This is a genomic window from Pseudomonas sp. TTU2014-080ASC, assembly GCF_001446935.1.
In the GTDB taxonomy this organism is placed as follows: Bacteria; Pseudomonadota; Gammaproteobacteria; order Pseudomonadales; family Pseudomonadaceae; genus Aquipseudomonas.
The window spans coordinates 122388-143961 of the sequence record NZ_LKKK01000012.1; the positions used below are offsets into that span (position 1 = coordinate 122388).

The window sequence follows — 21574 nt, forward strand, 5'->3', positions numbered from 1 at the left end:
TAGTTGATCATGAAAGCCAATAAACTGCTGACGACCATTCTTATGGTATCCAGCCCAATCATTTGGGCCGCCGATGCAGACTCACTCTCACAACAACTGGCCAATCCGGTTTCTGACCTGATCAGCGTGCCTTTTCAGGCCAACTTTGATTTTGACGCAGGCCCGGATGATGACGGCCTTGCCTTACCCTCAATGTTCAACCGGTGATTCCGTTTGAATTGAATGACCGATGGAACCTGATAACCCGAACTATTGTTCCGGTGGCTTATCACGATTATTTCCCGGGTGGCGATGTATCCGGCCTGGGCGATACAACAGCCAGCTTTTTTCTTTCACCCAAGAGCGATTCAGGGCTGATCTGGGGTGCCGGGCCGGTATTACTGCTGCCAACGGCCACCGATGAACGCCTGGGCAGCGAGCAGTTCGGCCTTGGCCCAACTGCCGTAGGTCTGACCCAGCAAGGCCCGTGGACCTTAGGCGCGCTGGCCAACCACATCTGGTCGGTCGCCGGTGACCACAACCGTGAGGATGTCAGCAGTAGCCTGCTACAACCCTTTGCGTCCTATAACTTCGGCCATGGCACCTCAGTAGCGCTGAGTGTGGACTCCACCTACAACTGGCAGGCCGAGCAATGGACGGTGCCGATCAATCTTGGCGTCTCGCAAGTACTGGTTATTGGCAAACAGGCGCTTAGCCTGCAACTCGGTGGGAAATACTACGCAGAGACTCCCGAAGGCGGGCCGCAATGGGGAATAAGAACAACTGTCACACTGTTATTCCCCAAATAACACTTAATAACTAAAAACGGCGCATATAAAAAAAACCTGAAACTTCAAATTTGTGAGGCGGTCAGAACATGCCACATTCACTTGGCATGTATGTTCTGCTCTGACGATATATTTCCGACATTCAACTGCCACTCAATACCCTGCACACATATCCCGACAGGCGTTTTAGCAATCCCGGACTATGCTTACAGCGGTCGTTTAGTTGAACTCGGATTTAAATCGAGTCGGCCCATACTGATCCCGTTTTAAATAACAGGCCCAGAACACATATCAAAACGCCTTATCCAGACGAGCGACTGAGCGTAATCCAGGGATTTGGTAGTGCTCGTTACATCGTGCAGCCCTCAGGAGGACATCATGAAATTTCGCCCCGCGATCGCACTGGCAATCGCTGCCGGAGCCCTTCACCTAAGCCCGGCATACGCCTCCGAAGGCTCGAACGACGAATGGCACTTCACAGTCAGCCCTTACTTTTGGGGTGCAGGAATCTCCGGTGATGTCGGCCAGTTTGACCGCAACAAAATAGAGGTGGACTCCAGCTTCAGTGATATCTGGAAAGACCTCGACTTCTCCTTCATGGCCATTGCCGAAGCCCGTAAAGGCCGCTTCAGCCTGTTTTCCGACATCATCTACACCAAGATTTCCAGCCGCGGCGACACCCCGCGGGGCATCTTGGTGGATCACATCAACGTCAAATCTGAAACCTTCGCCGGCATCTTCGGTGGAGGCTACGCCATCGTCGAAACCGATCGGGCCCTGGTGGACTGGGTTGCAGGCGCACGCATCTGGCATGCCAGCACCGATATCAATCTCAAAGGCGGCCTGCTCGCTGAGCGTTCTGCTCACGACAGTGACAGCTGGGTGGATGTAGTCACTGGCCTGCGTGGCCGCTATGCCCTGACACCTGAAATCTATCTCAGCGGCTGGGGCCTGGTGGGCGCCGGTGAAGCTGATCTGGATTGGGATGTCGCCGCCACCGTTGGCTACCAGTTCACCGACAGCGTGTCCGCCGTCGCCGGTTACCGCGCCTTTGGCGTGGACTACGACAAAGGCGGCTTTATTTACGACGTGGTTCAGAAAGGCCCAATTATTGGTGTCGTGATGCGTTTCTAAACGCTCACCGCCCTACCCCCTCAGTCAATAAGCAGGAGCATCGACATGGAGCTAAGAGGTTTACACAAGGCGGCGAGCTTGCCGGCAGTACTTGGTCTGACCGTAATGGCGTCCCTTGTATGGCCCACCTACAGCAACGCACAACAGATCACGACAGAAGAAACCAAGGCCATCGCCAAAGAAGCAGTCATTTACGGCTTCCCGCTGGTCGATAACTACCGCGTCCAGTATTCGTATTTTGTTGACAAGAACGGAGCTGAATTCAAAGCACCGTGGAACCAGATAAACAACGTCAGCCGGGTCTTCACCCCGGATGACAAAGCCATCCAGACCCCCAATTCCGACACGCCATACTCCCAACTGGGAGCTGACCTGCGCGCCGAACCGCTGGTGCTGACGGTTCCGGAAGTCGAGAAGGATCGTTACTACTCGCTGCAGTTCATCGACCTGCACACCTTCAATTTCGCCTATGTCGGCAGCCGTGCAACTGGCAATGAAGCGGGCAAGTTCCTACTGGCCGGCCCACATTGGAGTGGTACGACGCCAGACGGCATCAAACAGGTCATCCGCTCAGAGACTGACTTCGCATTCGTGCTCTACCGCACCCAACTCAAAGGACCTGGCGACATTGATAATGTCAAAGCCATCCAGGCGGGCTACAAAGTGGAGCCACTTTCCGCCTATCTGGGCGAAAAACCTCCAGCCCCCGCCCCTAAGCTGGACTTTCCCAAACCACCTACAGTTGAAGAATCGCGTACCTCGCTTGAGTTCTTCAATGTTCTCAACTTCGTCCTGCAATTCGCACCGACTCACCCGAGCGAAGCTGATCTGCGCGCGCGCCTGAGCAAAATCGGCATTGAACCCGGCAAGCCATTCGCGCCTGAAAAGCTGGATCCCGATACCCGCCTGGCGATCAGCGCCGGTATGGCTGAGGCGTGGAAATCGTTGGCCGAGTTCAAAGTTAAGGAGCTGGACAGCGGCAAGCGCACAGCAGCCGATGGTTTTGGTACCCGCGAGTTTCTCAAGAACGACTACCTTGCGCGCATGTCCTCTGCCGTATTGGGTATCTACGGAAACTCCAAGGAAGAAGCGCTATATCCGGCGTACTTCGTTGACGCCAACGGCCAACCCATGGACGGCGCGAAAAAGCGCTACACACTGCGTTTTGCACCTGGCCAATTACCGCCAGTGAATTCGTTCTGGTCGCTGACCATGTACGAACTGCCCTCCAGCCTGCTGGTTGCCAACCCGCTCAACCGCTACCTGATCAACTCGGCAATGCTGCCGGACCTCAAGCGCGATGCAGACGGCGGCATCACTCTGTATCTGCAACATGAGTCTCCGGGTAAAGACAAGGAAAGCAACTGGCTGCCTGCACCTAAAGGCCCCTTCTGGACCACGCTGCGCCTCTACTGGCCGAAAGAAGAAGCGCTCAACGGCGACTGGAAACAACCCCCTCTGGTAGAAACCAAATAAGGACTTCATCCATGAAAATGGTTCATGCAGTAACTGCTGGTAGTCTCATGCTTGCACTGGCAGGCGTCGTCCAAGCGCAGGAAGCAATCAAGGTTACGGTTGATAACTTTGTGCGTGCGGAAAGCGACTTGTATTTTGCCTCTATTGCCAAAGACAACGGCTTTGGCAAGTTCAACCACTTCCGTCAGCTGACCCCGCTGGACAAGCAGACCGTCATTCGCCTGAATCGTGACACCCTGTATTCCAGCGCGGTGTTTGACCTGGAAGCCGGTCCGGTAACAATCACATTGCCGGATGCCGGTAAGCGCTTCATGTCCATGCAGGTCATTAACCAGGATCACCTGACACCCCGGGTGATCTATGACGCCGGCGACTACACCTTCACCAAAGAAAATGTAGGCACCCGCTACGTAGTGCTGGCCGTGCGTATTTTGGCCAATCCGGCCGATCCAAAAGACATGAAAGCAGCCAACATGCTGCAGGACCAGATCATCGTTAAGCAGGAAAATGGCATTGGTAAGCTGGAGTTCCCAAACTGGGATCTGGCCAGCCAGAAAGCCGTACGTGACCAGCTTCTGGCACTCGGTGCTGCACTGCCTAACACCAACGACATGTTCGGCAATAAGGATGAGATCAAACCAATCCGTCACCTGATCGGCTCAGCGACAGCATGGGGCGGTAACCCACAGAAAGAGGCCACCTACCTTAACGTGACGCCCGCGAAAAACGACGGCAAAACCGTTTACACCATGACGGTCAAAGATGTACCGGTCGATGGCTTCTGGTCGATCAGTGTGTATAACAAGGACGGTTACTACACACCCAATGCGCAAAATGCCTACACGCTAAATAACATGACCGCCAAGGCGGCGAATGATGGCAGCGTGAAGGTGCAGTTTGGGGGATGTGACGGCAAGGTCGTTAACTGCCTGCCAATCGTAGACGGTTGGAACTACATGGTCCGCCTGTACCGTCCGCAAGCGTCCATTCTCGATGGCAGCTGGAAATTCCCGGAAGCCAAGCCGGTGCAATAAACGACACCTGCGGAGTACAGCTCTGTACTCCGCAGGCCTTCACCAAACGAAGAATTCGCCTCAGGCCACCCCGCCTTCCTGCGCAATTGACTGATTCAGTGGCACATCCTCGCTGATCAGCTGATTACGCCCAGCCTCCTTACCGCGATACAGGCGCCTGTCTGCCTGACGGTACAGCGCCTCTGATGACTCGCCATCCAGTGGCCACTCAGCCATACCGAACGTCGCCGATAAGGGAATCTCATGACCGCGATAATTAAGCGGATTACGGCACAAGTGTTCGCGCAGGTACTCAATCAGCGGCTCGGCACTGAAGCGATCGGTATTGCGCAACAACAAGCCAAACTCCTCCCCCCCCAAACGCCCCAGGGTGTCTGAATTGCGTAAACGCTGACCAAGCACATCACATATATGGCGCAGGGCCTGATCACCGGCATCATGTCCCCAGCGGTCATTAACTTCCTTGAAATGGTCGATATCAAGAATGACCAGAACAAAGCGGTTTTGCGAGCGTACAGACTCAAGGATGCATTGATCCAGATACTGCTGAAAGCTGCCACGGGTTGCCACGCCAGTGAGCCCATCAGTGCGGGCCATCAACTGCAAACGATGGTGAGCAGCCGCCCGGCGCGACTCAAACAGGTGCACAAATAGCATCACCATCACCACACAACCAATGGCGTTACCCAAGTCGATCATGTCGGAGGGCGTCAGTGAGACTTCGCGTTTGCGTAAGTATAAAAAAGCCGCCAGAGCCGTATAAGCAATGGTGATCAGGGCGCCCTTGAGCCGCCCTACCAGCAGATAGCTGAGCACCGGCACGATATACCCCCAGACGAAGGCAGTAGTCGAGGCACCAGGCATCACGATGATGTAAATCAGAAAAGCTACGGTGCTGAAAATGTAGCCGTAAATCCACAGCTGTAGATTGCGCACCGTATCCACACGCCAGGCGGCGTATAACAGACCAACCGTACAGACCAACTCAAATCCGGCAAACAGGAAATTACCGGCAGCCATTTGCATAACGCAAAAGCAACCCAGCACAAGACCGGTAACGGCAAAAATTATCCGTATAACTGACCGCTGTCCTTCGTCTTGAAGCTCTCTTAGTGCAGGAGAGTCTGGAGAAGAAGCATGCGTGCGTCCCTTTCGAATCATGCTGTAACCCTGATCACCTATAGCCTGTAACGCAGCCCAACGCCTGTGAGCTTAGTTAATGGCGAACATAATGTCTGACAATTGAACAAAATAACAAACATCATTCTGCCATCAGACTGAGTATAGGTATATCCGTACTAGACAAAGGCCTAATCAGCGTGAATCAGCCAGCAATGGCGGCATCGGGCAATCCAAAATATCAGCCACAGCCCGGAACAGCTCTGCCTCAAGCGGCTCAATCTGCCCGTCATGCTCAATACAACGGACCAACGCTTTGAGCAGACGCGGCTTCTGTAGAGGTTTGAGCTGACAGAGGCGCTCCAAAGACTGCTCGAGCGCCCGCAACGACGTTTCGGTTACCGCACGCATACGCAACGAGGTCAGCCCGACCTCTGTACAGCCTTTATCAAATGCCAGCTGCGCGTCCTGCTCTGTGGCAGCCCCGGTACGGGACATCAGCGTCAACACAATCGACACCTCATCCGCCAGTTGCGACAACCGGTAGCGACTGTAGGGTTGGCGCTGATTCATAACATTGCGCTCGACAATCCGCAGCAACGCCCACTCACTCAGCGCGACCCGACCATCCGCAATGATCAGGCTTTTAACAGACTCCTTAAACGCCGCGTACTGTTCACGGCTCATCAGTTTAAGTGCCGGCAAACTAAGATCCAGCAGTGGCAGGCGAAGCCCTGAGGGCAACCGCAGCAACGCATTTTTAAGGCCTTGTAACTCCTCAAACACCTCGGCAGCCGACACGCCCTGCAATGACTGCAGCTGTGCGCGAGCGTATTCCGGACGCTGATCAAGCAACAGGCCAAACACAATTGCCTGAGCCCCAATACAACGGTGGGCAGCCTCTTTCAGCGCCACATCAATCCGCTCCAAAACTTGCTGCGCCACCTCCAAGTGTTGCGGCGTCGGCTCGCCAACTGCATCGATAGCGTCCAGCGCAGACTGCGCCCTGAACCCGGCAAAGGCAGCTTCTTCAGCCGCCCAAGACTTAGGCGTTAGTGGTGGATTTACCGTGACAGGCGGAAAGCTTCCATCCCACTCTGGAGTGATGCGGCGTATACGCTTCTCCAACGGAGGGTGTGTCGCGTGCAAGCCCAGCAGCGTTTGTCTGACCCCGGCAGCGAAGAACATATGGCTGAACTCAGCAGCGTATCCGCTGTGCAGCTGCGAGCCGCGCGCACTGCCACCGATCTTTTTCAGCGCACCGGCGATGCTCTGCGGGTTGCGGGTGAATTGCACGGCCGAAGCATCGGCCAAGTATTCACGCTGACGACTAACTGCCGCCTTAATCAGATTGCCAAAGAAGGTTCCCGCCGCGCCGGTGACCCACAGCGTGACGCCGGTCAGCATCAGCAAGGCGACTAAATTGTCCTTGGAACGATTGCGGCCACTACTGCGACTTCTGCCAATGCTGCGCACCAGCAAACTGCCGATCAGCCCCATCAGCAGAATGCCGTTTAGCACCGCCACAAGTCGTGTGTTCAGGCGCATGTCGCCATGGAAGATATGGCTGAATTCGTGGGCAATCACGCCTTGCAGCTCCTCCCGACTCAGGTGGCTGATGGCCCCCTGAGTCACACCAATCACCGCATCCTGCGGCGTCAGACCTGCGGCAAAAGCATTGATACTGCTATCGTCCAGCACGTACACCGGCGGCACCGGCGAACCAGAAGCCAAAGCCATTTCTTCGACCACATTAAGCAAGCGGCGCTCTTCAAAACTCTGTGGCGACAGGTTAATCAACCGCCCTCCCAGACGCTCAGCAATGACCGAACCGCCTTTACGCAGCTCAACCCACTTGCCCAGGCTGCCCCCCAGCACAACGGTAATGATCGCCAGGGAAACCACGCCGATCAGTTCCCAAGAGGGTAACCAATCCATATGACCCGGCAGTGACTGAGTCTGCCCGGTGTCCCTTAAATTCCAAATCATCCCCAACAGCAAACTGGTGATAGCGATAAGACTCACCACCGCCAACACCATCAAAACCAGCAAGAGGCCGCTGTTGCGCTGAGCCTGCGCCTGATGTTCGAAGAAATTCATTCACAACCCCGAATCAGAAGGCGACTTTAGGTGCATCCTGAATCGCAGCACTGTCAGCAAATTCAAGCAAGCTGGCATCCGGACCATGACCAAAGGTCCCCGCAACCAGCACCGGGGGGAATGTCTGCTTGTAGGTGTTGTAGGCCATGACTGCATCGTTATAGGCCTGACGGGCAAACGCCACCTTATTCTCTGTGCTGCTCAGTTCCTCACTGAGTTGCTGCATGTTGGCTGACGCTTTCAGGTCCGGGTAGGCCTCAACCGTCACCGCCATGCGGCCCATGGCCGAGGTCAGCATCGACTCGGCCTGATTCAGCTGAGCAATCGCCTGGGCGCTGCCGGGCTGAGCAGCCGCCGCCTTGAGACCGCTGACCGCAGCATTACGGGCAGCGATCACCGCTTCCAGGGTATCGCGCTCATGGGCCATGTACGCCTTGGCCGTTTCCACCAGGTTAGGGATCAGATCGTAGCGGCGCTTAAGCTGCACCTCGATCTGGGCAAAGGCGTTCTTATAGCGGTTACGCAGCGCCACCAAGTTGTTGAAGATGCCGATTACATAAAAAACCAGCACAGCGGCTACAGCCAGGAAAATCATCGTGGAAACGGACATAGAGAACCCTTATTGCCTGTCTGGGAAAAGTCCGATAGTAGCGGAATTTGCGTGCCAGTCACCCTCTGTATAAACGGTGCCCCCCCCCCTGCCACCTGATTTACCCCACGGGTGCCCGACCGAAATCCCAGCGGCAATGTCCATTACGCCACTTGGCCGACTAGACCGATCGGTCTATACATACTCCATGGACACATTACCGACCCGCACCCGACTGATCCACGCCATGGCCGACTCCCTGCAACGCAAAGGCCTTCACGGCGTTGGCCTGAGCGAAATCCTGGAAATGACCGGAGCGCCCAAAGGCAGCCTTTATCACCACTTTCCAGGTGGCAAAACCGAGCTTGCCGTCGCTGCCATCGACGACATAAGTGCGCAGATCAATCAGCATTTCAGTCGCCTTTTCAGCCAGCAGCCCGATCCACTCAAGGCCCTGCGCAAGTGGCTGGATGGAGCACTCCAACAGCTGGAACAGAGCCGCTTCGAACGTGGTTGCCCACTGGCAACCATCGCTCTGGAGAGCAGCCCTGACGACGTGGAAATCCGCGACGCCCTGCAACGCTGCTTTACCAGCATCCGCCGTGTGCTCAGTGAGCACCTGCACCGCTTTGGCTACAACCAATCCCAGGCCGACAACCTCGCTGCCCTGTTCGTCTCGCTTTATGAAGGCGGCCTGTTGCAAGCACGGGTGGCAGGCACCACCACGCCATTACGCAACGCCATCGACGCACTGTTTGAGCTCACCCAACATCCCTCACACGGACCCCAGCCATGAGCACTGAACGCCTCACTATTCGCAGCGAAGAATTGTCACTGCCGGCACTCGACGGCTATCCGCTGGCGGCCACGCTTTATCACGCGCCACAGCCACAAGCTCACTTACTGATTGCGGGTGCTACTGCAGTCCCTCAAGGCTTTTACCGACGCTTCGCCGAGTACGCTGCGCAGCAGGGTTTCACCACCCTGACCCTGGACTACCGGGGTATTGGAAAATCCAAACCCGAAACGCTGCGCGGCTTCGACATGCGCTATCTGGACTGGGCCAACCTCGACCTGGCGGCGGCGGTTAACCTGCACAGCCATGCGCAGCTTCCTCTGTATATGGTGGGACACTCCTTTGGCGGGCATGCTTTCGGCTTGCTGCCCAATCACCAACAGGTCAATGGTTTCTATACCTTTGGCACCGGCGCTGGCTGGCATGGCTGGATGCCGAAGAGCGAACAAATCCGCGTGCTGACTCTGTGGCACGTAATCGCCCCAGTGCTGACCCGGATGAAAGGCTACATGGCCTGGAGCAAACTTGGCATGGGCGAAGACCTGCCAATGGGGGTCTACACCGACTGGAAAAAATGGTGCCGACATCCGCGTTACTTCTTTGAAGATCCGGATATGCCGGAGCTGGCAGAGCGTTTCGCCTGCGTCACCACGCCGATTGTGGCGATCAACGCTACAGATGACCTGTGGGCACCACCCGCGTCCCGCGACGCCTTTATGGCCGGCTACCGCAACGCCCCATACGAAGCCCGTACCATCGACGGCGCACGAGGCCTCGGTAATATCGGTCATATGGGTTATTTCCGCTCGTCTTCACAAACGCTGTGGGACGAAGCCTTGGAGTGGTTTGCCGGGCTGAATAAACCGGCTCAGTCATGATTCACACAACCAGCGCGCACCTCACGCCCTGAGGCGGTCAGACGTGTGCAAGAGGCTTGCTGATAGTAATAAACCGGGCGAGCGCCCAAAAAAGAAAACCCCGCGTTGCGGGGCCTTTGCAGACTGTTTTGAACATCCTTGGTCTACCGCCATCCTGGCGGCAATCCACGTTTCCATGTTGCTAAGAGCGCTTCCTGCGCGACGTCCATGGAACACAGATTACCCACATTGAACACTATCAAATAGTCGGTAACCGCCTAACTATTTGTAGGCAAATGCTTACACGGAAAAACCAAGCACATGCTCGGCTTTATTTTGTAGCAGGGCTCTTGTTAGACTGCCAGTCAACTACAAAAACAACAGACTCCGACGACGGAGTCATTGGGGTTAGCAATGCGCTCGCTCGTTATCGCCGTAGGCTGCCTGGCAGCCAGCATCAGCATGTCTGCCGTTGCAAACGGTCAGACTCAACTCTCCGATCCGAAAGCCACACCGCAACTGCTCTGGAGCAAAGTCTATGAGCAAGGTGGCAAAACGCTTTACTGCTCAAGCAGCTTCAGCACCGACACCAGCCAGCTAAAAGCCAGCCCGGTTTACAGCACCAAACAGCTGAAAGCCTCACTGCGTTGCGTTACCGACCGCCAGTGCAACATCATGAACCCGCGTTATGTGTTCATGGCTTCAGACCTGCACAACTATTACCCGGCCTTGAGCCAGATCGAACAAGCCCGGGCCAACGCACAATTCGGTGTACTGGATGACAGTGCTCAGGTCAGCTTTGCCGAGCTGGGCTGCGAGATGAAAACCAGCTTCAAAATGATCGAACCCCGCGACGACGCCAAAGGCAATGTCGCCCGCGCCCTGTTCTACATGCACGTAGAGTACGACCTGCCGATCCCGGGCGACATCGCCTCCTACAAACAATGGCATGAGATGGACCCGCCGGACGCAGAAGAACGTACGCGCAACGACAAAATCGAAGCAGTCCAAGGCACACGCAATCGTTTTATTGATAATCCGGCGCTGGTCAGTGAGCTGATTCAGGAATAATCGGGGCTGACAGGTTAAAAACCCGAAACGCCAAAACAAAAAACCCGGCATCTGCCGGGTTTTTTGTTTCTACCTGACCAATCAGAACTGCGAAGCATCCAGCAGGTACAGGCTCTCACTACCGGCTTTTACCGATGCAGTCAGCGAGTGGATACGCGGCAGCAAACGGGCAAAGAAGAAACGGGCAGTGCCCAGTTTGCTCACGTAGAAGTCGCCTTCGCCTTGCTTAGCCAAGGCGGTACGCGCCATCAGCGCCCACATATAAGCGTATGCGGTGTAACCGAAGACTTGCAGATACTCGACAGAAGCCGCCCCCGCCTCATTTGAATTGGCTTTGGCGCGCTCCATCAGATCAGCCGTCATCTGCTCCAGATTGGCGATCGCATCCTTCAGCGGGTTCACAAACTCAGCCAGTGAGACGTCTGCGCTGTCAGTGAAAGCTTTGATCTCATCAGCGAAGTGCTTGTAGTAAGCACCACCGCTGCCGATCACCTTACGTCCCACCAGGTCCAGCGCCTGAATGCCGTTAGTGCCTTCGTAAATCTGGGTAATGCGGCAGTCGCGCACCAGCTGCTCCTGACCCCATTCGCGGATATAACCGTGGCCGCCGAAAATCTGCTGACCGTGCACAGTGGTTTCCAGCGCCATATCAGTGAGGAACGCCTTGGCCACCGGCGTCAGCAGCGCAACCAGTTCTTCAGCACGCTTGCGGGTTGCCGGGTCTTCGCTGTACTTGGCGGTATCCAGCTGCATGGCCACGTAGCTGGAGAAGGCACGACCGCCCTCGTTCAGCGCCTTCATGGTCAGCAGCATGCGACGCACATCAGGGTGAACGATGATCGGGTCAGCCGCTTTGTCTTTGGCAACCGGACCGGTCGGTGCACGGCTCTGGATACGCTCACGGGCGTATTCAATCGCACTCTGATAGGAACGCTCGCCCAAGGACAGGCCCTGAATACCAACGCCCAGGCGTTCGTAGTTCATCATGGTGAACATGGCCGCCAGGCCTTTGTTCGGCGCATCGACGATCCAGCCAGTCGCGCCGTCAAAATTCATCACACAGGTCGCGGAAGCCTTGATACCCATCTTGTGTTCGATGGAGCCGCAGGACAGGGAGTTCTTCTCGCCCAGCGAGCCGTCTTCGTTGACCAGCACCTTCGGCACCAGGAACAGCGAGATGCCTTTCGGGCCAGCCGGTGCATCCGGCAGTTTGGCCAAAACCAGATGGATGATGTTCTCGGTCAGGTCATGCTCACCGCCGGTGATAAAGATCTTGGTGCCACTGATTTTGTAGCTGCCATCCGCCTGCGGCTCAGCCTTGGTGCGGATGATGCCCAGATCAGTACCGGCGTGCGGTTCAGTCAGGCACATGGAGCCTGCCCAAACACCGGAATACATATTCGGCAGGTATTTCTCTTTCAACTCTTCGCTGGCGTGCGCATTGATCGACAGGCAGGCACCGGCAGTCAGCATCGGGTACAGGCCGAACGACAGGTTGGCGGAGTTCACCATTTCTTCAACCTGTGCGGAGATCACTTTCGGCATGCCCATGCCGCCGAATGCCGGATCGCCGCCTACGCCAACCCAGCCACCCTCGGAATAAGCCTTATAGGCATCCTGGAAACCTGCCGGGGTTTTGACCACGCCGTTGTTCCAGCTGCAGCCCTCTTCATCGCCCATACGGTTCAACGGGGCGATTACGCCGCCGGTGACCTTGCCAGCTTCTTCAAGGATTGCGTTGGCCGTGTCTTCATCGACCACTTCAGCCAAGCCCGGTAGCTGGGCCCACAACTTGGAAACTTCAAACACTTCATTGAGTACGAAGCGCATGTCGCGCAGTGGAGCTTTGTAGTCAGCCATCGGAAATCCTCACACAAACCAGCGAAAATAACGGGACGCAGCGAGTCTAACTGAACAACATTACAGACACGTAGCGTCAGGTTATGACCATATATTCACGACACGTTTCGCCTTTAAAAATAGGCAGAACCGGCCAGTCAAAAAACACCGCCCATAAAAAAACCGCTGCCCGAAAGCAGCGGTTTTTCTGACTCAAACCTGAACTCAGTAGCCCAGGTCGAAGTTCTCTTCTGCCATGTCCATCAGGTTGTTGGCACCTGACAGCATCGCTGCAACGTGCGCACGGGTACGTGGCAGGATACGAGCGAAGTAGAACTTGGCAGTCTGGATCTTAGCTTCGTAGAAGGCAGCATCAGATGTACCAGCAGCCAGTTTCTCAGCAGCCAGACGGGCGATGTCAGCCCAGAAGTAAGCCAGGCAGGCATAACCGGAGTACATCAGGTAATCGACGGAAGCGGCACCCACTTCTTCGCGATCCTTCATGGCGGCCATACCCACTTTCATGGTGATGTCGCCCCACTCCTTGTTGATCTCAGCCAGTTGGCCGACCAGACCTTTGATGCTGTCGTTGCCTTCGTTAGCCTGGCAGAACTTGTGCACGATCTTGGTGAAGCCTTTCAGCGCTTCGCCTTGAGTCATCAGCACCTTACGGCCCAGCAGGTCCAGCGCCTGGATACCAGTGGTGCCTTCGTACAGCATGGAGATACGGGCGTCACGCACGTTCTGCTCCATGCCCCACTCAGCGATAAAGCCGTGGCCACCGTAAATCTGAACACCGTGGTTAGCCGCTTCGAAGCCCACTTCAGTGATGAAGGCTTTAGCGATCGGGGTCAGGAAAGCCAGCATCGCATCAGCGGCTTTCTTCTCTTCTTCGTTCTGGCTGTAGCGAACGATGTCGACCTGCTTGGCTGCGTAGTAAACCAGAGCACGGCTGCCTTCAGCGAACGCTTTCATGGTCAGCAGCATACGACGAACGTCCGGGTGAACGATCAGCGGGTCAGCTGGCTTGTCCGGCGCTTTCGGGCCAGTCAGGGAGCGCATCTGCAGACGCTCACGAGCGTATTTCAGGCCGCCCTGGAAGCCGATCTCAGCGTGAGCCAGACCTTGCAGAGAAGTACCCACGCGCGCAGTGTTCATGAAGGTGAACATGCAGTTCAGACCTTTGTTCGGCGGGCCGATCAGGAAGCCTGTGGCGCCGTCAAAGTTCATCACGCAGGTTGCGTTACCATGGATACCCATCTTGTGTTCGATGGAACCGCAGGACACACCATTACGCTCGCCGGCAGAGCCGTCAGCATTCGGCAGGAACTTCGGCACGATAAACAGGGAAATACCTTTGGTGCCTTGCGGCGCATCCGGCAGGCGGGCCAGAACGATGTGGACAATATTGCCCGACATGTCGTGCTCACCGGCGGAGATGAAGATTTTGGTGCCGGAAACTTTGTAGCTGCCATCAGCCTGCGGCTCAGCCTTGGTGCGCAGCATGCCCAGGTCAGTACCGCAATGTGGCTCGGTCAGGCACATGGTACCGGTCCACTCACCGGTTACCAGCTTGCTCAGGTACTGATGCTTCTGTTCGTCAGTACCGTGAGCTGCAATAGTGTTCATCGCGCCATGGGACAGGCCCGGGTACATACCCCAGGACCAGTTGGCCTGGCCGATCATTTCGCTCATGCAGATGCCAAGGGACTCAGGCAGACCCTGACCGCCGTGGTCAACGTCGTGCGCCAGGCTTGGCCAGCCGCCTTCAACAAACTGCTCGTAGGCTTCTTTAAAACCAGTCGGGGTCTTCACACCTTCAGGCGACCACTTACAGCCTTCCAGATCACCTACACGGTTGAGAGGAGCAATGACTTGCTCACAGAACTTGGCGCCTTCTTCAAGAATGGCGTCAACCACGTCCGGCGTCGCATCCTGACAGCCCGGCAGGCTTTGATAATGCTCTGGATAGCCCAGCAGTTCATCACGAACAAAACGGATATCGCGCAAGGGAGCCTTGTACTCAGGCATGACGGTAGACCTCTGCGGTAGATTCTTGGATGTATAGGTACAGGGGAAATCGACTGTTTTCGGTGTCTGGACGAGTCGTCACGCTAAATGATCGACGAGTCAAACAGGTGTTTGAAACATACGTTTATGCCCTGTCGATGTCAAGCATTGCCAAGCACACTCAAATGCTCAGGTCGATAAGCGGAAGCTGATCTGCTCCTGCACGAATCTGCTGATACAGCTCAAGCACGCTGGCTGGAGTGTCAGCACCGGCAACATCTGGCGATTTCGTCTGCCCGCTTTCGTCCTGTTTATCGTCTGCACGCTGTTCCCGGCGTGCAGCACGCACCGCTTCAGCTTCATCAAGGCGCTGTTGAGCCACCTCTGCACGGGCTTGGGCCAACTGAATTTGAGCCTGTGCGGCGACCTGTCGGTCCTGCGCTGAAGGCTCAGCCGGAGCCAGCGCGGCACGAATTACCTGCTCCATCTTGATCAGCGTGGCCTGTGGATCATCGGGCACAGCACTGACATCAATGCTCACTTCACCGGCGACGGCGTAGCGTTTGCCGTCCGGACCACGCTCGTAGGTGTAACTGGGTGCTCCGGCGTGACGGCCGCCGATGGCTGAGTGTGTCTGCTCGTGCTGGCGAACTTCCTGATCGCGCTTGATCATGCGGGTCAGTTCGAGCTGTTCGGCTTGTTCGAGCTCAGTGGATTTAGCTGCAGCCTGTGCAGGCGTAACCGCTTGGGTGGACTGCACATCGGTGTTAGCGGAGGAGTCGGCAGCCTCAGCCTCTGTAGCAGGAGGCTGAGCAGTAGACGCAGGGCGAGGCTGGTCAGAGCGGGACCATACTGAGGAGTAGAAACCGGCAGGAACATCAGCTATCTGCATGGACTCGCCCTCACCCGGAAGACGGGTTGAAGCCCCACACGAAAATCTGACTAATCAGCTCATGCACGCGTATCGATCAGCGTACCGAGGACTTCATCCGCACTCTTAGCAACCTTGCTGCCCGCCTGCACCTGCTGCAACCCCTCCTGCAAACCGACCAGGCTCTCAGCCAGGTCTGGACGATTTGCCTCGGACGCACGGGAAGAGGACTCGACAGGGTTAGTCGGCGGTGTTGGATTGACACTCGGGGATTGCGGCAGCGTCTGAGAGGCAATCTCGGCAGCCGCCTGATCGACACGCCGCTGCCCGCTTTGCACGGTGCTGATCGCCGAGCTGAACGCACTACGCGAAATGTCCATGACTAAACTCCCGCCGCAGCAAAAAATGGATAAGGTTCATTGAAGCAGATGCTGTACGAAAAATGTACAACCAAAAAGCTATCAATGTATTTCAGCTTAGACCTTATCCAGCAATAAGCTGAGATCCAGATAACCGGACACATCTTCCGGAGTCGGCCTGACGAGGCGCGGCAGGTAGCCAATACAGGGCGCCGACAAGCGCTCAGCCAGCGTTGCCAGGTTCTCTTTGATACGCGAGGTTTCCGGGTCAACCACATTGGCGACCCAGCCAGCCAGCACCAGCCCATCACGCTGAATGGCCTCTGCCGTCAGCAAGGCCTGATTGATGCAACCCAGGCGCACACCAACCACCATGATCACTGGCAGCTTCAAAGCAATCGCCAGATCCGCCAGGGTCTCCTGCCCCTCCAACGGTACGCGCCAGCCACCAGCACCTTCGACGATGGTGAAGTCAGCATTTTTGCTCAGCACTGCCTGAACAGGAGACAGCAGTGAAGCGACATTCAGCTGCACACCGACCTCTCTGGCTGCCAGATGCGGCGCAATGGCCGGGGCAAAGGCCACCGGGTTGATCTCGTCGTAACTCAACTCCAGAGAACACTGGCCTAACAGCGCCATGGCATCCTCATTACGCAAACCGTTAGCGGTTGGTTCACAGCCCGATGCCACCGGCTTTGCCGCAGCGGTGGATAAACCCTGCTTGTGGGCAGCATGCAAAAGCCCGACTGCGATGGTGGTTTTACCGATTTCGGTGTCTGTGCCAGTGACAAAAAACGCTGCGCTCATTTCAATCCTTACGTAATACGCCGTAGAGCACTTGATAGGTGACAGGCAGGCCTTGGGGCTGGCGGAACTGTTCGTAGGCATTGATCAGCGCCAGCATCCGCGCCCGCCCGGTGAGCCCGCCCGGCCGTCCGGGGTTTAGGTTGTGAGCCCCAAGGGCCTTGAGTTCATGGGTCAGGCTGCGCAGATCAGGATAGAACAGGTACTCAGGTTCTACCTGCACACTCAGCTGCGTTAAACCGCTGCCTGCGCACAGGCGCTGATAATCGCTCAAGTGACGGAAACGGTTGACGTGGACAAAACCATCCACCGCCTGCCAGCTGTCACGCAGCTCCTGCAATGTGCCGACACACAGGCTGCTGAAGGCAAACACGCCACCCGGCCGCAGCACGCGGCGCGCTTCGCCCAGAACCGCCTGAAAGTCCGCGCACCACTGCAGCGCCAGGCTGGAATAAATCAGATCGCAGGATGCGTCCTGCAGGGGAAGGTTTTCCGCATCCCCGGCAATAAACTGCTGCGCACCGCCCAGTGGACGGGCGTGTTGCAACATGCCTTCAGCTATATCCAGCGCCACGCCTTCAGCCGCCGCATAGCGCTGTGCCAGCGCCCGACTGAAATGCCCGGTGCCGCAGCCCAGATCAAGCCAGCGCTGCACATCTAAGGAAGGCAACAGGCTCAGCAGGCGTTCGCCCACCGTACGCTGTAGTGCAGCAACGCTGTCATAGGTGGTCGCAGCGCGGGAGAACGAAGCGGCGACCTGACGCTTGTCGGGCAGGCCGACGAATTGTTGCTGAGCCAGATCAGTCATCGCGGGCCTCATGCAAAAAAGCCTGAATCGCAGCGGCGATTTCGTGGGGACGCTCCAGAATAAAAGCGTGGCTGACCTCTTCGATCAGGCCGACTTTCACATCGCCAACCAGCGCCAGCAAGGCCTGCGCGGCATCGGCAGGGACCAGCGCATCGTTACCGGCAAACAGGTGCAATTGCGGGCCGACAAACTGTTCAACGGCCATGCGGGTATCCAATGCGGCCAGCACTTCAAGCCCGGCCAGCAGAATGTCTGCCTGCACGGTCGGCGCACTGGCCAGCAGTTGCCGCGACAAGCTGCGTGCATCTGCAGCGCCCTGTGCGCAGAGCAAGGCAAAGCGCTTCAGGGTTGCCTGGGCATCAGCCGAGCAGTTCTGCATAAAGGCATCAAAGGTTTCACCGGGCATCGCCGTCGGCCAGTCCGGTTCGGCAACAAAACTCAGGTTGCTGGCCAGCGTCAGCAAGCCGGGGCAGCCTCCACCACGACGCTCAGCCAATGCAGCGGCAAGCATGCCACCAAGGGACCAGCCGCCCAGCCAGGCATCTTCCGGCAGGGTGGCGTCCAGCTCATCCAGCCAGTCGGCCGGATCCGATGAAGTCAACGCTGGCAGCGGCTCAACCTGCACCAGCAGATGCGGATCAATCCCGCTCAAGGCATCCGCTAACGGTTGCAAAGGCGCAGTCCCCAAGCCCCAGCCGGGCAGCAGAATCAGGCGATTACGCATGGGTAGCATCCTCATTAGCCAGCTGTGGGCAACACTCGCCGAGTGCCTCCAGCAAGCGATCTAACTGCTCAAAACTGTGCGCCGCCGAGAGCGTCACCCGTAGCCGGGCGGTGCCAGCCGGAACGGTTGGCGGACGAATCGCCGTCACCAGCAAGCCACGCTCGCGCAGCATTTGTGACAAGCGAAGGGCACGGCCACTATCGCCGACCAAAATCGGCTGGATCGGTGTCGGGCTGTCCATCAGCTCCAGCCCCAGCGCCGTTGCCCCCTCGCGGAAGCGGCGGATCAGCTCGCTCAGATGCTCGCGCCGCCAATGCTCAGTACGCAGCAGCTCGAGACTTTTCAGGGTAGCGCAGGCCAGCGCAGGCGGTTGGCTGGTGGTGTAGATATAGGGCCGGGCGAACTGCACCATGGCTTCGATCAGTTCTTCACTGCCGGCCACAAACGCACCAGCGGTGCCGAATGCTTTGCCCAGCGTGCCGACCAACACCTGCACATCATCCTGCTGCAGGCCGAAGTGTTCGACGATACCGCCGCCGGTCGCACCCAACGTGCCGAAGCCGTGAGCATCGTCCACCATCACCCAGGCATCGGCGCGCTTGGCTTCGGCGCACAGGGCAGGCAAGTCAGCCAGATCGCCGTCCATGCTGAACACGCCATCGCTGATCACCAGGGTATTTCCGGCAGCCTTTTGCAGGCGCAGGTTAAGGCTGTCGATATCGTTGTGCTGATAGCGGGCAAAGCGCGCACCGCTGAGCAGACCCGCATCCAGCAGCGAGGCGTGATTGAGACGATCTTCCAGCACCGTATCGCCCTGCCCGACCAGCGCCGTGACTACGCCAATGTTGGCCATGTAACCGGTGGAAAACAGCAGCGCCTTGGGCCGGCCTGTGAACTCGGCCAGCGCCTCTTCAAGCTCGTGGTGCGGTGTGCTGTGGCCAATCACCAGATGGGACGCACCACCGCCGACACCCCAGCGCGCTGCGCCAGCCTGCCAGGCTTCGATCACTTGTGGATGATTGGCCAAGCCAAGGTAATCGTTGGAACAAAACGCCAGCAGCTCGCGCCCGTCCACCTGCACGCTCGGACCCTGCGGGCTTTGCAGCAGCGGGCGCTGGCGATACAGCTGGGCGGCGCGTCGTTCGGAAAGACGGCTGGCGAGATCAAAACTCATAGAAAAACCTGCCGGGCAGTAGCGGGTGACTAAGCACCCGCCGGGAGATTAAACGGCAGCGTTGTAGAACAGCTTGGAGTCGCGCTGCTCGATCAGGGCTTGCTCGATGGCCGCCTGATGTACCTCGTCGCCGTGCTCTTCGCGCTCTTCCGGCTTGATGCCCAGGCGTGCAAACAACTCCATGTCCTTGGTCGCTTGCGGGTTGGTAGTGGTGAGCAGCTTCTCGCCGTAGAAGATCGAGTTGGCACCGGCAAAGAACGCCAACGCCTGCATCTGCTCGTTCATCGCCTCGCGGCCTGCGGACAGGCGTACGTGAGATTTCGGCATCATGATGCGGGCCACGGCCAGCATGCGGATAAAGTCGAACGGATCGACATCCTTCTCTTCCGCCAGCGGTGTGCCCTGCACTTTCACCAGCATGTTGATCGGTACCGACTCCGGGTGCTCCGGCAGGTTAGCCAGCTGGATCAGCAGACCGGCGCGGTCGTCCAGCGACTCGCCCATACCAAGGATGCCGCCGGAGCAGATCTTCATCCCGGACTCACGTACATAGGCCAGGGTTTCCAGGCGATCCGCATAGGTGCGGGTGGTGATGATGTTGCCGTAGAACTCCGGCGAGGTGTCCAGGTTATGGTTGTAGTAATCCAACCCGGCTGCTGCCAGCGCCTGGGTCTGCTCGCGGTCGAGCTTGCCCAGGGTCATGCAGGTTTCCAGACCGAGCGCCTTCACGCCTTCAACCATTTTCAGCACGTAAGGCATGTCTTTGGCCGACGGGTGCTTCCACGCCGCGCCCATGCAGAAACGGGTGGAACCGATCGCCTTGGCTTCCGCTGCGGCCTCCAGCACCTTCTGCACTTCCATCAACTTCTGCTTATCCAAACCGGTGTTGTAGTGGCCGGATTGGGGACAGTATTTGCAGTCTTCCGGGCAGGCGCCGGTTTTGATCGAGAGCAAGGTAGAAACCTGAACGCGGTTCGGATCGAAATGGGCGCGATGCACGGTCTGCGCTTGAAACAGCAGGTCATTGAACGGTTGTTCGAAGAGCGCCTTGACCTCGGCGAGGGTCCAGTCGTGGCGAGTGGAAGAGACTGCAGTGGCACTCATGGTTGTGTCCTTGCTCAGTGGCGCATGTTGTTCTGTGGTTCAGTCGGCAAAGCCGGTCATCAGGCCAGGCAAATCATAGATACAGATCACAAGCTGTCAACCATGTTTTTAATTCAGGTTTACTAATGATCAAATACTGATCAATCTCAATGCTTTCTCCTGCTCATGGACGAGCACGTTATGTTTCAGCGCCTTCTGCTGCCTGCCTGGCTCAAACCCGCTAACCACTGCCTGCTCTGCGATGAGCACAGCGAACACAGCATTAGCGGCATCTGCACCGCGTGCGAGCTGGAGCTGCCCTGGCTCGGCGGGCAATGCGCCGCGTGTGCCTTGCCGCTGCCGGTGGACGGACTGGTTTGCGGCAGTTGCCTGAAACGGCCGCCAGCCTTTGACCGGGTGATTGCGCCCTGGCGCTATGCATTCCCGGTCGACACGCTGATCACCCGTTTTAAGCATCAAGGCAAGCTGCCGCTAGGTCATCTGCTGGCTGAGTTGTTAGCCCAGCATATCCAGCACGGTATGAATGACGGGCTAAGCAAACCCGACCTGTTGCTACCTGTGCCTTTGGCGGGCAAGCGCCTGCGCCAACGCGGGTTCAATCAGGCTGAATTGATTTGCCAGTGGCTCAGCACAGCGCTGGAGGTGCCTGTGCAAAAGCGCTGGCTGATCCGTCAGATTGATACGCCAGCCCAGCAACAGCTAGACGCCAAAACACGTCGACGCAACCTGCGCAGCGCCTTTCAGCTGATGACAAATGCTGAGGTCAAAAACCGCCATATCGCGCTGGTGGATGACGTACTAACCACCGGAGCGACAGCCGAAATGCTCGCCCGTTTGCTCAAGCGTGCCGGAGCTGCACAGGTGGATGTGTACTGCCTGGCGCGCACGCCGCGTCCGGGCGAATGAGCGGGAAGTAGAGGTTGGGGTTAAACTGCTCG

General features: G+C 57.2%; 21 protein-coding genes. 9 read left to right on the plus strand and 12 right to left on the minus strand.

All coding sequences use genetic code 11. The features are described from left to right. Positions 1–9: 9 nt before the first annotated feature. The 5 genes from AO726_RS21340 (at position 10) to AO726_RS15315 (ending at position 4411) form a co-directional block, all read left to right on the plus strand. The gene (locus tag AO726_RS21340) at positions 10–207 is read left to right on the plus strand and encodes a hypothetical protein (protein ID WP_206542519.1); all 198 of its coding nucleotides are present in this window, start codon (positions 10–12) and stop codon (positions 205–207) included. Next, positions 204–788, plus strand: a complete 585-nt coding sequence (locus AO726_RS15300; protein ID WP_206542520.1) for a transporter — start codon at positions 204–206, stop codon at positions 786–788. Before AO726_RS21340 ends, AO726_RS15300 begins: the two co-directional genes overlap by 4 nt. Positions 789–1145: 357 nt before the next feature. Then, positions 1146–1901, plus strand: a complete 756-nt coding sequence (locus tag AO726_RS15305; RefSeq protein ID WP_082629156.1) for a hypothetical protein — start codon at positions 1146–1148, stop codon at positions 1899–1901. A gap of 45 nt (positions 1902–1946) precedes the next feature. Further along, positions 1947–3377: a DUF1254 domain-containing protein gene (locus tag AO726_RS15310; RefSeq protein WP_058068970.1), complete on the plus strand. Its 1431-nt coding sequence runs from the start codon at positions 1947–1949 to the stop codon at positions 3375–3377. Between the two features lie 17 nt (positions 3378–3394). After that, positions 3395–4411 carry a DUF1254 domain-containing protein gene (locus tag AO726_RS15315; protein WP_082629167.1) on the plus strand — a complete coding sequence of 339 codons (1017 nt, stop codon included), beginning with the start codon at positions 3395–3397 and terminating at the stop codon, positions 4409–4411. Between the two features lie 60 nt (positions 4412–4471). Here AO726_RS15315 and AO726_RS15320 read toward each other — a convergent pair whose 3' ends face one another. The 3 genes from AO726_RS15320 to AO726_RS15330 form a co-directional block, all read right to left on the minus strand. Then, a complete protein-coding gene (locus AO726_RS15320; protein WP_058068971.1) occupies positions 4472–5572 on the minus strand; it encodes a GGDEF domain-containing protein in 1101 nt (366 codons plus the stop codon). Positions 5573–5725: 153 nt separating this feature from the next. Continuing rightward, positions 5726–7630: a M48 family metallopeptidase gene (locus AO726_RS15325; RefSeq protein WP_058068972.1), complete on the minus strand. Its 1905-nt coding sequence runs from the start codon at positions 7628–7630 to the stop codon at positions 5726–5728. Positions 7631–7643: 13 nt separating this feature from the next. After that, positions 7644–8240 (minus strand): LemA family protein, encoded by a 597-nt coding sequence (locus AO726_RS15330; RefSeq protein ID WP_058068973.1) that lies wholly within the window; start codon positions 8238–8240, stop codon positions 7644–7646. Positions 8241–8427: 187 nt separating this feature from the next. On the opposite strand from AO726_RS15330, the gene AO726_RS15335 reads away from it, so the two are divergent. The 3 genes from AO726_RS15335 to AO726_RS15345 all read left to right on the plus strand — a co-directional run bounded on the left by AO726_RS15335 (position 8428) and on the right by AO726_RS15345 (position 10943). Then, positions 8428–9015 (plus strand): TetR/AcrR family transcriptional regulator, encoded by a 588-nt coding sequence (locus AO726_RS15335; RefSeq protein WP_058068974.1) that lies wholly within the window; start codon positions 8428–8430, stop codon positions 9013–9015. Beyond that, positions 9012–9893 (plus strand): alpha/beta hydrolase family protein, encoded by an 882-nt coding sequence (locus tag AO726_RS15340; protein WP_058068975.1) that lies wholly within the window; start codon positions 9012–9014, stop codon positions 9891–9893. Before AO726_RS15335 ends, AO726_RS15340 begins: the two co-directional genes overlap by 4 nt. A 393-nt stretch (positions 9894–10286) precedes the next feature. Further along, on the plus strand, positions 10287–10943 hold the full coding sequence (locus AO726_RS15345; protein ID WP_058068976.1) for an endonuclease: 657 nt from the start codon (positions 10287–10289) through the stop codon (positions 10941–10943). Positions 10944–11024: 81 nt separating this feature from the next. On the opposite strand, the gene AO726_RS15350 is transcribed toward AO726_RS15345, so the two are convergent. From AO726_RS15350 to bioB, 9 genes are all read right to left on the minus strand, one after another. After that, positions 11025–12803, minus strand: a complete 1779-nt coding sequence (locus AO726_RS15350; RefSeq protein WP_058068977.1) for an acyl-CoA dehydrogenase C-terminal domain-containing protein — start codon at positions 12801–12803, stop codon at positions 11025–11027. A 204-nt stretch (positions 12804–13007) separates the two neighbouring features. Next, the gene (locus AO726_RS15355) at positions 13008–14813 is read right to left on the minus strand and encodes a phenylacyl-CoA dehydrogenase (RefSeq protein ID WP_058068978.1); all 1806 of its coding nucleotides are present in this window, start codon (positions 14811–14813) and stop codon (positions 13008–13010) included. Positions 14814–14973: 160 nt separating this feature from the next. Beyond that, entirely contained in the window at positions 14974–15684 is a 711-nt protein-coding gene (locus tag AO726_RS15360; protein ID WP_058068979.1) for a putative metalloprotease CJM1_0395 family protein, read from the minus strand. A 59-nt stretch (positions 15685–15743) separates the two neighbouring features. After that, the gene (locus AO726_RS15365) at positions 15744–16043 is read right to left on the minus strand and encodes a hypothetical protein (protein WP_058068980.1); all 300 of its coding nucleotides are present in this window, start codon (positions 16041–16043) and stop codon (positions 15744–15746) included. A 96-nt stretch (positions 16044–16139) separates the two neighbouring features. Continuing rightward, positions 16140–16829, minus strand: a complete 690-nt coding sequence (gene bioD / locus AO726_RS15370; protein ID WP_058068981.1) for a dethiobiotin synthase — start codon at positions 16827–16829, stop codon at positions 16140–16142. A 1-nt stretch (position 16830) separates the two neighbouring features. Then, positions 16831–17634, minus strand: a complete 804-nt coding sequence (bioC, locus tag AO726_RS15375) for a malonyl-ACP O-methyltransferase BioC (protein ID WP_058068982.1) — start codon at positions 17632–17634, stop codon at positions 16831–16833. After that, on the minus strand, positions 17627–18358 hold the full coding sequence (locus AO726_RS15380; protein ID WP_058068983.1) for an alpha/beta fold hydrolase: 732 nt from the start codon (positions 18356–18358) through the stop codon (positions 17627–17629). Before AO726_RS15380 ends, bioC begins: the two co-directional genes overlap by 8 nt. Then, on the minus strand, positions 18351–19532 hold the full coding sequence (bioF, locus tag AO726_RS15385) for an 8-amino-7-oxononanoate synthase (RefSeq protein WP_058068984.1): 1182 nt from the start codon (positions 19530–19532) through the stop codon (positions 18351–18353). The genes AO726_RS15380 and bioF overlap by 8 nt, the downstream gene beginning before the upstream one ends. Before the next feature lie 48 nt (positions 19533–19580). Next, positions 19581–20636 (minus strand): biotin synthase BioB, encoded by a 1056-nt coding sequence (gene bioB / locus AO726_RS15390; RefSeq protein ID WP_058068985.1) that lies wholly within the window; start codon positions 20634–20636, stop codon positions 19581–19583. A 195-nt stretch (positions 20637–20831) separates the two neighbouring features. Between bioB and AO726_RS15395 the strand changes: the two genes are divergently transcribed. Then, on the plus strand, positions 20832–21542 hold the full coding sequence (locus AO726_RS15395) for a phosphoribosyltransferase family protein (protein WP_446737431.1): 711 nt from the start codon (positions 20832–20834) through the stop codon (positions 21540–21542). Positions 21543–21574: the final 32 nt, after the last annotated feature.